Source organism: Paenibacillus oceani (assembly GCF_014705615.1).
GTDB classification, from domain to species: domain Bacteria; phylum Bacillota; class Bacilli; order Paenibacillales; family NBRC-103111; genus Paenibacillus_AB; species Paenibacillus_AB oceani.
On sequence record NZ_JACXJA010000016.1, the window covers coordinates 1 to 14,239 of the forward strand.

Annotated in this window: 5 protein-coding genes; all 5 read left to right on the forward strand. The window is 58.1% G+C overall.

Annotation, left to right across the window (positions count from 1 at the left end):
* The first annotated feature begins 898 nt into the window (after positions 1-898).
* The 5 genes from IDH45_RS13325 (at position 899) to IDH45_RS13345 (ending at position 14,206) form a co-directional block, all read left to right on the forward strand.
* Positions 899-2,275 carry an extracellular solute-binding protein gene (locus tag IDH45_RS13325; RefSeq protein ID WP_190928353.1) on the forward strand — a complete coding sequence of 459 codons (1,377 nt, stop codon included), beginning with the start codon at positions 899-901 and terminating at the stop codon, positions 2,273-2,275.
* Positions 2,276-2,290: 15 nt separating this feature from the next.
* Positions 2,291-3,625, forward strand: a complete 1,335-nt coding sequence (locus tag IDH45_RS13330; RefSeq protein ID WP_190928355.1) for an ABC transporter substrate-binding protein — start codon at positions 2,291-2,293, stop codon at positions 3,623-3,625.
* 57 nt (positions 3,626-3,682) lie between these two features.
* Positions 3,683-9,121, forward strand: a complete 5,439-nt coding sequence (locus IDH45_RS13335; RefSeq protein WP_190928357.1) for a carboxypeptidase regulatory-like domain-containing protein — start codon at positions 3,683-3,685, stop codon at positions 9,119-9,121.
* Between the two features lie 123 nt (positions 9,122-9,244).
* Complete coding sequence (locus tag IDH45_RS13340) at positions 9,245-13,078, forward strand: heparinase II/III domain-containing protein (protein WP_190928359.1); 3,834 nt, start codon at positions 9,245-9,247, stop codon at positions 13,076-13,078.
* A 120-nt stretch (positions 13,079-13,198) separates the two neighbouring features.
* Positions 13,199-14,206, forward strand: a complete 1,008-nt coding sequence (locus tag IDH45_RS13345; protein WP_190928361.1) for a Gfo/Idh/MocA family protein — start codon at positions 13,199-13,201, stop codon at positions 14,204-14,206.
* Positions 14,207-14,239: the final 33 nt, after the last annotated feature.

The following is a 14,239-nucleotide window of genomic DNA, read 5'->3' on the forward strand; positions in this document are numbered from 1 at the left end:
GAAGAACATCGGAAAGCCGTATGCGGGAAAACCGCACGTACGGTTTGATGAGGAGGGGCTGGTAATCCCAGCCCTTTACTCTACTATTTTGTGCGTATCCGCCAGGATGGAGGAAATAAGAGCGGTTTGGAGCTTTTAAAATCAGCAAAAAGGGTGCATCTCTCGCCAGTGGGTTGAAATAAGGGGTACAAACCGCCTTTATTAACCTCGTTTTTTGGAAAGAGCCCAAAATAGAAGGTGCCAAAGACTCCTATATGGTTTAGAACCCGCGAGCGCATACGTTTTGGCGAAGGGAGTGGAACACAATCCGCTCGCAAGCAAGATGTTTTCGGGCTGCATTTAGAGCCGGGCGGGTCCCCTAAACCTCATCAGCCAGCGGCTGGAGCGAAGGTCCCCATTCCCTCCGATATACAAGCGTACGGGTTTGCGCGTCAATGGACCATCGGGGTGAATCTCTGACACATTCACATTCATAGTCATTCATCGTAATAAAGGCTTCGTTAAAATGAACCGGCATCGGCGGCCAAGGAGCGGCTTTCGTAGAACGAGCCCTATTATCGGGAAAAAAAGAAAGGAAAAGAAAAAAGGAAAAGAAAAAAGAACGCGGATACGAGGAGCAAGGAGCAGAGCGGTATGGAGCATTCTTTCAGTAAAGTGACTCGTAAAATTACAAGTTGTTGTTTATTTAACTCGTTAAATAACAATTGACAGCGCTTTACTTCCCTTATACACTCAAAGTATAGAGAAAATCTAACAGAAAAACCATATTGTGACTCATAAAATAGTTTATTTTATGAGTCGGCATAAAATGCGCAGGGACTCCTGCAACAGCGGAGGTGATCGCAGGCTGAGCTGAAGCGAATCGATGGTTGACTATACAGAGCCGGGGTGCATCACGTTGAGAAAAAGACCGACCAAGGAACAATTCGGACAACAGCTGGAACAGTTCGCAAAGGAATTGCGTGAAGAAATGATAACAGGAAAGTGGGCTCCCGGAAGCTTCCTGCCGCCGGAGAAATCGCTGGAAATCCGGTTCGGGCTGAGCAATCACTCGATCCGGCTCGGGCTGGAGCAGCTGGTGCAGGAAGGGTGGATCGAGAAAATTCCGAGTGTAGGGAACCGGGTCGTCGCCGACCGCCCTCCTGTCCATCTGACGGTGGCCTGCAACCACGTCATGCTGCGGAATTTGAAGCTAGCCGGGCTGATTGAGCAATTTCGGCGTTTGTATCCGTGGATAACGGTGGAAGTCCGGTCCTGGAGCGGTTCGGTCCCGGGAGTGGATCTGACGGAGCGCGTGCTCACGGACGATCTGGCCCTGATGGATAACGTTCAGTTTCAGCAGCTATTGGAGCGCAAGCTCACTCACGTCTTCGAACCTTTTGCGTGCTCCTATGATTTATATCCGCAATTCGCAGCGCATTTCAGCGCGGAGGACCAGCTACTGCTGCTGCCGATCGTATTGTCGCCGCTCGTGCTTTGCTACAATAAAGCGCATTTCCGGGAAAGCGGCTTGGCGGAGCCGAACGGCAGCTGGACCTGGGACGATCTGATCCGGCATGCGGAGTTGCTGTACGACGGCAGGGGGCGGTACGGGTTCGCCTTCCATATCCAATCGATGTACCGGTGGCCGCTGTTTCTGATGCAGAGCGGCGAGCGGTTCGAGTGGGACGGGGCGCAGCTCAGGGATATACGCGGCTCCCGGCTGCTGGACGGCTTGAAGCGGTGCAAGGACATCCTGCATAACCGGAAGGCGGTCCCGCTATATTTATCGGAAAACAACGACGATATCGACCGGATGTTCATGGAAGGGAAGCTGTCCATGGCGCTAAACACTTACATGGGCTTGAACGGCTGGACCGAGAGGGAGATCGAATACGATATATCGACGGTCCCTTATATGGACTCTCTGAGAACGCTTCTGATTACGCTTGGGGTTGGGGTAAATAGCAGTTCCGCGCACAAAGCGGAGGCGAAGCTGTTCGCTGATTATCTGGCATCGCCGGAGGCGCAGTCTTACCTGTATCAGCATACGCTGAGCATTCCAGGGCTGGCGACATTGCCGATGAAGCAGGTAGAACGGTCGGTGTATTCCCCGGACCGGTATATGCTGTTCCGTGAAACGATGGGGTCGTTCCGTACGCATGCGGAGCTGAACATTTCATCCGCCGCTTTTGTGTCGCTGGCCAATCTGCTGAAGCCCTACTGGGCGAATATGATCGATGAGGACGAGTTGTGCGACAGGTTAAGCGAAGCACTGCGAACGGAAGCTTATTGAATGGAGGAGAAGAAAATGGGAGTCCGAAAAAAGTTTGCTTGGCTTGCGGCAGTTTTAGTAGTAGGTTGCTCCAGTTTAATTGTAAGCGCTTGCTCTAGTGGTTCCAAGGGGGACCCTGCTGCCGCTGATCCGGCTGTAAGCAAGCCGCCAGAGAAAAAAGAGCCGGTTGAGCTCGTGTTTTACTCCCAGGTTCCGGACTACGACGAGTCGTTCATGGAGACGTTCGGAAACAAAATCCAGGCCAAGTTCCCTCATATGACCGTCAAACATCTGAAGGCAGGAAGCAATAAGATTGACAGTCTGATTACGAATGGCGATACGATCGATGTCATGTTCATGTCGATCGGCCAGGCCGATACACTCATTCAATACGGTTTGCAGAACGATATTTCGGATATGATCTCCAGTCAAAAATTCGATCTGAACCGGCTGGAGACGACGGCGGTCGAGCTGCAGCGCTCCTTCGCAAGCGGCGGCATGTACGGGCTGCCGGTATTTACGAATACGCTGGGGCTGTTCTACAACAAAGATCTGTTCGCCAAATTCGGCGTAACCCCGCCGAAGGACGGCATGAACTGGGACGAAGTGTATGATCTGGCGAAACGGATGTCCCGCACGGACGGAGGGGTCCAATATTACGGTCTTGCGATGTCGTCGTCGGCGAATTTCGCCTTGAATCAGTTCGGAGCCTCGTATATCGATCCGAAAACGCGGAAGGCGGCCTTTACGTCCGAGCCGTTCCGGAAAACGATGGAGCTGCTGGCGGGCGTCTCGAATATTCCGGGCAATGGACTGACCGCGCAAAACTGGGCGCTGGGCAATCAGCAGAAGCTGTTCCCGGAAGGCAAGGCAGCGATGTTCCTGCATTTCGTCGTATACGGACTATCGTTTTACAAAGATACGCTGAACTGGGACGTCGTCTCGTATCCGCAGCTCAAGGATAAGCCGGGCATGGGCGCGCAGACGTATCCGACCTATTTCTACGTCACCAAGACGAGCAAGCATAAGGAGCAGGCTTTCGAGGCGATCGCTTATTTGACCTCGGAGGAGTTCCAAAATCATCTGGCCCGCAAAGGGATGCTGCCGGTACTCAAAAACCGCGTAGCCGGGATGGCCGAGTTCGGTCAAGAGGTGCCCTACCTGAAAGACAAAAACGTAAAGGGGCTGCTTCCGGAGAAGTTCGCTCCGTCGCAGTTTACGTCCGTGGATGTGGTGAGGTCGCAGTCTCCGGGCCATTCGTTCTTTTTCAATGCGTACCAGAAAGCCGTTCTCGGGCTGGAAGATATGAACACGGCTCTGCGGAGCGAGGGGGAGAAGCTCGATCAGAAGCTGGCGGAGCTGTTCAAGTAACGCGATCGGTCTGCACTACCGCACTTTCCTAAATTAGGAATGAAAGAAGGATGAGGCATGGGAAAACGGTTTAAAGTCCAAACCTTGGTACGTCTCGTAATCGCTCTTCTTCTGTCATCGATGGTGTTCCCCGCTCCGGCCGCGTATGCGGATTCGTCAGGCGGAGGCCAAAGCGCCGCAGTCCCCCAGCCGATTCGTTACGACTCCGACAAGTGGGCCGTGCTGCCGGAGTGGAATTCGGCTCCTGTAATCGACGGCCAGATGAACGAATGGATGTGGGGGCTCGCCGCGAGCCTCAAAGATTTCAAAACGGCTTATTACGGCCATTCCTTGTCGCAGGATGCGGAATACCGGGTCGCTTACGACGATAACCAGCTGTATATCGGCGGCAGTATCGCCCGCTCAGAAGCGGATACGCTGGCGTTTATCGAGGTTCTTCTTCGTCCGGCCGCAGGGGCTAACGATTTCTATACGGTGAAAATTCCGCTCCCGACCGCGCAGGCTCCCGTCTTGACGACGATCTGGAATCCGTCGCCCGACGTGACCAATTTATCGGCGGATGAGGGCAAGCACGTGATCCAGTCGTTTACGCACGCTACGATGGTAGAGCAGGACAGACGATTCGTCGAAGCAGCCATTCCGCTCGCCTCGATCGTGCCCGAGGGCGTGTCCGCAGGCGACGAGTGGCAGATGAACATTATGCATGTGCACAATCTGTACACGCAGCCGCTCAGCTCCTGGGTGGGGGTCCGGCAGTCCGACCATTGGCATGAGAGCGGCCCCGGCGCGAGGATGCGCGCAAGCGTGATCGATCAGGACCGGATGGGAAGCATTTATTTCTCCCGTTTTCCGAGAGTGATCGTGGAGGCTGGAAAGGTGATGCTGCCCTGGCATCCGAAGGAAGCGAATACGGAGCTGCTGTACCGCGGGTATACGGAGAAAAGGCTGGTCTTGACGCTGCCCGCGCTCCAAAGCGGAGGACTCGGCCAACTGGGCAGCCAGGCGCTGAAAACGTCCACGGTCGAGCTGCTGTGGAAGGAGCCCGGCAAGTCTTGGCAAAGTCTGGGCGATCATACGTGGAGCGAGGACGGAAGCTCCTTCCTCCTGGATTTCCAGCATCCGGCTCCGCTGGCCAGCGGAACGTACCAGCTGAGAATGGTGCTCTCGCCCAAGCTGGCGTTTCTAAAAGGAATCGCCACGCTGACGTTCGACCGGGATGCGCTCGTATCGGCGGGCACCGCCGCGTACAACGCCGGCGGAACGACAGGGCCGGAAGCGCCTGCCGTCATCGTCCCGTGGAGCGCGCCGTCGGCTGAAGTTCTGCGCATTCAGGGGCTTATTCCGCCGCAGCCGGGATTTAGATTCGTCGGCCTGCCGGAGATGCCGGACTTGTATCCGGGCGGGTTGTACCAGTTGTCCGCAGACGGGTTAAAATTGACGGCTTCGCGCACCGGCACCATATACCCGAACGAACAGTTCGAGGAAGACAAGGAGCTTGTGGTCACGAATGCGAAAGGCGAAACCGTCTCGATTCCGTACTATGAGGATGCTGCCGGCACACGCTACTTTATAACGGCCCATCTGTGGTTTTTGCAAAAAGCCCGGGCGATCAGCCAGACGGCGGCGCTCGCGAAGACCGACCCGCTGGGCGCGGCGCGTCTGCTGTACGAATTCGCCAAGGCGTATGAAGGCTACAATCCGACCGTCGACCGGGTGGCCGGCAGCCTGCATGCGAACTTGTCGGCGGACAAACGGTCGGGTCCCCCGTACGCATACTGGGGCGGCATATGGGACCGCTGGTGGTACAACGATCTGACCCAGCTGACCCCGCTCATTAAGGCCTACGCCGAGCTGAAACAAACAAATGTGTTCGATCTGCTCGACGCGGAAATCGGGGAAGACGTGGAGGCGCGGGTCGTGCAGGGGCTGATCGTTCCTTCGGCGGATTTCGTACTGACGTATCCGGATTATCTGGGCAATATGTCGTTTCAGCCTTGGAAAGGGCTGATCGATGTCGGCAAGGCGCTCGGGGAGCCGGACTATATCCACCGGGTCGTCGAACTGATCGAAAGCCTCGTGACCCAAATGTTCCTGTCGGACGGCTACTGGCAGGAAGTGACGCCGAGCTACCACCTGCAGACGGTGAATGGTCTGATCCAGGTGGCGGATCAGCTCAAAGGCTGGAGCGATCCACCGGGCTACGTATCGCCGCGCACCGGCATCCGGTTCGACAATCTCGATATGGAGCAGCAGTTCCCGATCATCCGCCGGGCGGTCGAGAACAGCAACAAGCTTGTCTACCCGGATGGAAAAGTGCTGCCGGTCACCGATACGTGGGCGAACGGCAAGCCGGCCAATCCGATAATCAATGGCGGCTCATTCCTGCTGCCGGCTGCCAAAATCGGCCGTCTGGCCGGAGGGGCGGGACCGGGTCAAACCCAGCTGTACATGGGCTTTCAGCCGAAATACGGTCACGCGCATCTCGATCCGCTTAATCTGAGCCTGTACGCGCAAGGCCAGGAGCTGCTGCCCGATCTCGGCTATACGCACAATACGTTTTACCGCTGGTTCGCGTTATCCACGATGGGGCATAACACGGTCGTGGTGGACAGCGCGAATATGGTGAACGGCGCCCAGGCGAAGCAAGGCGGCAACATCGAAGCTTTCGTAACGGAGGGCGGTTTGTTCCAGGCGATGCGCGCCGATTACGCTTCGGCGTACGGGGTGACGGAGGCGTACAGCCGGGAGCCGTGGTTCGTGCCGTTCGCGGACGGAAGCGGGGAGCAGGGCTACGTGCTGGATCTGTTCCGCGTCAAGGGAGGAAGCCGTCACGAATATACGCTGCAGGGGGACGCAAACCGCGATGCGGAATTTGCGACGGATATGCCACTCACCGATTACGGTCCGTATTTGCTGCCTCCGGGAACGAATGTGGTGCAACCGGTGAGCAACAGCGACAGCGGCAGTGCGGAAGGTCATTATCCGGGTTATATTTACGTCCGCGACGTAAAGCAGGCGCAGTTGGAGGATGACCGGTACGAAGTGACGATGGTGACGAGCACCGGCGGCGAGGAGCAGGCCAAGCTGAACATCACCGGACTGCTCGAGCCGGGCGATAACGAGCTGTATCTCGGGCGATCCCCGTCGCTCCGCTCGATTCGCCTTGGAGGCACCGCCTTGGACAATAACGACGAAGCGGTCAAGTATACGATGCCGAAGCTGGTGCTGAGACGGGACGGAACGAATCTGCAAAGCACGTTTATAACCGTAATGGAGCCTTACCGCGGGAACGGAGCCCGGATCGAAGCGATCGACCGGCTGCCGCTCGATCAGGCGCCAGAAGGCGCGGCCGCGGTTCGCGTCACCTATGGGGATACGACGGATATCCTGCTGAGCAATCCGAATCACCCGGAGCAACCTCTGACGACCGGCGATGTGACGATGGTCGGGGAGATGGGCTTGATCCGGCTTATTAACGGGGAAGCGCGGGAGATGTCGCTCGTCGGCGGTACGCTGCTTAAGAAAGGCGATCAGCAAATCGCCGGACCGGGTGTGGCTGTGACGGGCAATGTCAGCGGTACGAAACGGGCGGCGAAGGGCGACGCCTACGATGCGCTCGTCGTGGACGCCGCTGTGCCTGAATCGGCGGCAGGCCAAACGATCGTTGTGAATCATCCCGACCAAACCGCAACCGGTTATAAAGTCGGGCAGGTGCTGAGGGAAGGATCGCAGTCGATCGTGGTGCTCGCCGAGCACGACCCCGGCTTCGAGATGATGGCGGACGGCTCGTCGCGTCAAGTCTTTTATCCCGGTCGCACGTGGACCGCAAACCATACATTTTCCTTGTCCGGCACGGTAAGCGCTCAAGTGTACGGAGGACCGCCTGCGCTGACCAGCACAGTCACCGGGGCGGTGTACGGGATGGACGGCAGACCGGTAGCGGGGGCGACGGTTCATGTAACCGGTTATACGAACCTTGCGGCGGTTACGGATGCCGGCGGAGCGTTCACGATCCCTCAGATCCCGTCCGGAACCCAGCGGGTGACGGCATTCGGGGGCGGGTATGCCAAGACGGTATCGGATGCGATCGTTGTCGCTCCCGGTCAGACGGCTCATGTTACGCTATTTATGGAAAGTCTGCCACCGGAGCTGATTGGGGTTACGCCTGCTTTGCTGATGGAAGGTGATCCGGTACAGGCGACGGGCAACAGCAACGGGTACGTCCATCTGGTGCCTGCGGATACGCCGCCGACCAAGGAAACGATCGAAACGGTGACCGCGAGCGTGTACGGAACGAGAGCGCAAGCGACGGCGAACGTGCCGTCTGTTCTAAGCACGGAAGCAATAAGCGGCGGCAAATACAAAGTGTACCTGATCAACGATAGCGGTCGGGTGTCTCCGGGCCGAGAAATTATCGTCCTGCCCTTCAATCTGGCGAGGATGGAAGACACAAGCCCGTATATCTCTTATGTCGGCAAATGGGAAAGGTTCAACTCGTCCAGCTATTCCGGCGGTACGATGATGCTGGGACGGGAGAAGGGAGCCTATATGGATATTCCTTTCTACGGCTCGTCGGCTAAACTCATAGCCGATCTTCATACCGCAAGAGGCAAAGGAAACATATATGTCGACGGCGAATACGTCGCCACGATTGATTTCTACAGCTCTCCGATCCGCTATAAGCAGGAAGTGTTCGATACCGGACCGCTGGAGGAAGGTATTCACACGATTCGCGTGGAGGCGCTTTGGGAGAAGCAACCGAGCTCGACCGGTTACAATGTTTCTTTTGATGCGCTTCAAGTCACCCAGTCGGACTTCCACCTTACGGGAGTAACGGCAGGACCGCTCGTACAAGGCGGGCCGGTAGCTGCAATCAGCCCAAGGAACGGTTCGTTGTATCTGGTGCCGGCCGATACGGCAGCCACCCGCAGTGCGATCGAACAGGCGGGTGCGGGTACGGCCGGGCGGACGTCCCCGGCGGCGGCAGGCATTCCGGGATCGCTGAATACGAGCGGATTACCGGTCGGCTGGTATAAGGTGTACGCGATCGATGCGCACGGCAAAGCATCCCCCGGATCGGCAGCGATCGCCATCGTAGACCCGCAGCAGCAAGCTTCCGTTATGGAAGATCATGATCCGCTGGTGAGGTATACGGGAGATTGGAGAACGTACACCTACACAGCTTATTCGGGCGGTACGATGAAGCTTGCTTTCGAGAAAAACGCATATGTGGAAATTCCGTTTTACGGCACATCGGCTGTATTGGTCACCGACCTTCATACGGCGCGCGGCAAAGGCGCGGTGTACATCGATGGCGTATTTGCAGGGAATCTCGACTTTTACAGCTCTCCGATCCGTTACAAGCAGGAAGTGTTCCAGACGGGGACGCTGGCGGAAGGGGCGCATGTTCTGCGGATCGAGGCGTTGTGGCAGCACCATGCCAGCTCGACGGGTTATACGATACCGTTTGATGCGTTAAAGGTATCGGCGAACTAGGAAATGGCGCAAGCCTGTTTTGCGGCTTTTTGTAAGAAAGGTTGAAGCCTCCCCCAAAAGTATGTCGCCCGGCAACGGAAACGAACTTGCTTTTGGGGGGAATTCAGACAGGAGAGGATCGGGATGTCGAAGAGATTGCTCTCCGCAATCGGGGGATGGCTCGTGATTGGTATCGTTCTCGCAACCGCGATCGGGTCGTATAGCGATCGTACTGCCGGCAGACGGGTGCCGGACGGCGCTTTCCAGCCTTACACGGATAAATGGGCGATCGTTCCCCCGGCGGGGCAAGCTCCGTCGATAGACGGAAACCGGGATGATCCGGCCTGGAACGGGGCGGCCGTGCTCGGAGACTTCAGGACCGCCTACTTCGCCCGCTCGCTGTCCCGCGCCGTAGAATACCGGGCTGTTTACGACGAGGACTATTTGTACATCGGCGGCAGGATCGCCCGTTCGGAGGCGGATGCGCTGTCGCATATTGAAGTCATCGTCCGGCCGGCGGGCCGTGATGACGGTTTCTATGTCGCGCGGATTCCGGTGGCTGCCAATGCGCCTGTCGCTTTATCCACGATCTGGAATCCGTCCCCGGACGTCACGAACCTTTCCGCCGATACGGGCAAGCGGATGATCCGCTCGTTCCGCTACGCCGTATCGGGGCAAGAAAGCGGTGGAAGCGGCGCCGGACCAACGCCGGACCGGGGGCCGACCGCAGGCGATCCGTTGGTCGTGGAGACGGCGATTCCGTTCTCCGAACTGCTGCCTGCCGGCGGTCAGTCTGCCGAAGGCGACGAATGGCAGCTGAACATCGTGCATGTGCACCATCTGTACACGCAGCCGCTCAGCTCCTGGGTGCCGGTCCGTCAGTCGGATCATTGGCATCAGAACGGGGCGACGGCCAATCTGCGAGTCAGTCTGGTGGACCAGGATCGGCTGGGCAGCATCTTCCTGGGCCGGTTGCCGGACCGTCTGGCTGCTGAGCCGGGAAGTTTCGCCGCATGGCGTCCGGAGGATGCTCTGTTGATGGATAACGGTTTTACCGCCAAACAGTTGAGGTTCACATGGAAGGAGGCGAAGCTGTCCGCATCCGACGTACAGCTGTACTGGAAAGAGCCGGGAGGCTCGTGGCAGCAGTTGAACGACGCGGATGTCAGCCGGAAAGGCTCCGCTTATACGGTGGACTTCCGGCATCCGGCTCCGAAGAATAGCGGACTGTATCATCTGCAGCTCGTTCTGGCGCCTGCCGCGTCCTCCGGCCGGACGACGGTGCTGACGTTCGACCGCGACATGCTGGCCGCCTCCGGCGATGCGAAGTATGCCGCTTCCGCTCCGGCGAACGGCGCGGCGAAGGATCAATCGGCCGAACCCGTCCTGTGGAGCGAGCCGTCGGCTGAGGTTCAGCGGATTAAAGCGCTGATACCGCCGCAGCCGGGGTTTATCTTCGTCGGCTTGCCGGAGATGCCGGAATTGTATCCGGGCGGCGGACTGTACCAGTTATCCGCGGACGGGCTCAAGCTGACGGCGCCCCGCACCGGTACGGTGTATCCGAACGACCGGTTCAAGGAAGACAAGGAGCTTGTGCTCACGAATGCGAAAGGCGAAACCATCTCGATTCCGTACTACGAAGACGCTTCCGGCAAACGTTACTTCATAACGGCCCATCTGTGGTATTTGCAAAAAGCCCGTGCGATCAGCCAGACGGCGGCGCTCGTGAGGACCGACCCGCTGGGTGCGGCGCGTCTGCTCTACGAATTCGCCAAGGCGTATGAAGGCTACAATCCGACCGTCGACCGGGTGGCGGGCAATCTGCATGCGAACTTGTCGGCGGACAAACGCTCGGGTCCCCCGTACGCGTACTGGGGCGGCATATGGGACCGCTGGTGGTACAACGATCTGACGCAGCTCACTCCGCTCATTAAGGCGTATGGACAATTGAAGCGCACGAATGCGTTTGCGCTTCTAAACGAAGAAGCCGGAGAAGACGTAGAGAAACGAATCGTGCAGGGACTGATCGTTCCGTCGGCGGATTTCGTGCTGACGTATCCGGACTACCTGGGCAATATGTCGTTTCAGCCTTGGAAAGGGCTGATCGAGGTAGGAAAGGCGCTCGGGGAGCCGGATTACATCCACCGGGTCGTCGAGCTGATCGAAAGCCTCGTGACCCAGATGTTCATGTCGGACGGCTACTGGCAGGAGGTGACGCCGAGCTACCACCTGCAGACAGTGAACGGCTTGAAGCAAGTAGCGGATCAGCTCAAAGGCTGGAGCGATCCGCCGGGTTACATGTCGCCGCGCACCGGTATCCGGTTCGACAATCTCGATATGGAGCAGCAGTACCCGATCATTCGCCGGGCGGTGGAGAACGGCAACAAGCTGGTCTACCCGGACGGAAAAGTGCTGCCGGTCACCGATACGTGGGCAAGCGGCCAGCCGGCCAATCCGATAATCAATGGCGGCTCGTTCCTGCTGCCGGCTGCCAAAATCGGCCGTCTGGCCGGAGGGGCGGGACCGGGTCAGACGCAGCTGTATATGGGTTTTCAGCCGAAATACGGCCACGCGCATCTCGACCCGCTGAACTTGAGCTTATATGCACAAGGCCAAGAGCTGCTTCCTGACCTCGGTTACACGCACAATACGTTTTACCGCTGGTTCGCGTTATCCACGATGGGACATAACACGGTTGTGGTGGACAGCGCGAATATGGTGAACAGCGCGCAGGCGAAGCAAGGCGGCAACGTCGAGGCTTTTGTGACGGAGGGCGAGGGTGGCTTGTTCCAGGCGATGCGCGCCGATTACGCTTCGGCGTACGGGGTGACGGAGGCGTACAGCCGGGAGCCGTGGTTCGTGCCGTTCGCGGACGGAAGCGGGGAGCAGGGCTACGTGCTGGATCTGTTCCGCGTCAAGGGAGGAAGCCGTCACGAATATACGCTGCAGGGGGATGCAAACCGCGATGCGGCATTTGCGACGGGTATGCCGCTTACCGATTACGGTCCGTATTTGCTGCCTCCGGGAACGAAGGTGGAGTTGCCGGTGAGCAACAGTGACAGCGGCAGCGCGGAAGGTTTCTATCCCGGGTATATCTACGTCCGCGACGTGAAGCAGGCGCAGTTGGACGGCGATCAATACGCGGTGACCCTCGTAACGGAGCGTAACGGGACTCCGCAATCGAAGCTGAACATTTTCGGGCTGCTGGAACCGGGGGATAACGAGCTGTATCTCGGGCGTTCCCCTTCGCTTCGATCCATCCGCATGCTTGGCAGCAGCAAGGACAATAACGACGAAGCGGTGAAGTACACGATGCCGAAGCTGGTGCTGCGGCGCGAAGGCGTGAACTTGAGCAGCACCTTTACGACCGTGATGGAGCCGTACAGCGATCGGGCTGCCCGGATCGAATCAGTCGAGCGGTTGCCGCTGGACGGGGCGCCCGAGGGCGCTGTAGCGGTCCGAGTCACCTACGGGGATACGACGGACATCCTGCTGAGCAATCCGAATCACCCGGAGCAACCTCTGAAGACCGGTGATGTGACGATGGTTGGAGAGATGGGCCTGATCCGGCTGACGGGCGGAGAAGTGCGGGATATGTCGCTCGCAGGCGGCACGCTGCTTCAAAAAGGCGATCGGAAGGTGACAGGTCCGGGCGCCGTAACCGGCACGATCCGTGATACATGGCGCAAAGCGAAGGGCGATCCGTTCGATGCGTTTGTGACCGATCAGGACGTACCGGAACAGGCAAAAGGCCGCTATATCCTCATCCGTCACCCGGACGGAAGCAAGACCGGGTTCAAAATCGGGGGCGTGCGCCGGCAAGACGGGAAGACGCTGATTGTTCCGGCAGAGCACGACCCGGGGTTCGAGGTGGCGGAGGACGGCTCGTCGCGTCAAATGTTTTATCCCGGACAGTCGTGGACGGGGCCGGGAACGCATACGTTTGCCATACCGAATATCGAGCGATTGAATCGATAACAGGAAGTTCGGCGGTTCGCCTTTGCACAGAACCGTCTTCACTGGATCGGCCGGGGAAGTCAGCGCTGCTGGCGGCTTCCGGCCGTTCTCAACACTACTGGGAGAACAGGGAGCGAGATTATGAAACCCTATCGGGCAGTCGTCATTGGAGCGGGGAAAATTGCGGGCATTCATTTGCAGACGCTGCATGAAAACGGAAGAACCGAGCTTGCGGCCGTAGCGGATATCGACCCAAGCAAGGCGGAGTCTGCTGCTTCCGCTTACGGAATTCCCGCGTATACGGATTATAAAGAGATGGTGCTGACGGAGAAGCCGGATATTGCGGTTATCACGCTGCCTCATTTCCTGCACAAAGAATCCGCCATCTGGTGCGCCTCTCACGGATGTCACGTGCTGGTCGAGAAGCCGATGGCGATGAATGTCCGGGAATGCATCGAGATGAACGAAGCGGCGCGCGCCAGCGGCATTATGCTCGCGGTCGGACATATGCAGCATTATTATCCGGTGAACCGGAAGGCGAAGGAGATTATCGAGTCGGGGAAGCTCGGAAAGCTTGTGATGGTGATCGACCGGAGGTGGAGCGATTATTTTACCGATGACCGCCCGTCCTGGTTTCTGAACAAAGCGCAGTCCGGAGGCGGGATCGTCATCAATATCGGCAGCCATTCGATCGACAAGCTGCAATGGTTGACCGGCAGCCGGGTAACGAGCGTCAAGGCGAGCCTGACGTATTTCGGAGACCGGGGAGATGTGGAGGGAAGCGCCAGTCTCCAATTGAAGACCGATTCGGGCGTTGACGCGAACCTATCGCTGAGCGGTTACCGCAACGTGATGACGAACGAAACGGAGCTGCTGTTTACGGACGGTCAATTAAAGATGGAGGGCAGCCGCAGGCTGTGGATCAGCGGCAAAGACAACAAATCGTTGGAACTGATCGTTACGGATCAACAGCCCGGCGCGTTCCAGGCGCAATGGGACGACCTGCTGGATGCGATCGGAAGCGGTCATGAGCCGGGAATATCCGGCCGATACGGCCAGAGCGTCGCTGCCGCGGTCGCCGCGGTGTACCGCTCTCACGAGACCGGCATGGAGCAAGCCGTCGAGGAGGCAGAAGCACGGGTCGTTTAGATCCGTGCGGCTTGCCTGCAATCGTTGAGGCCC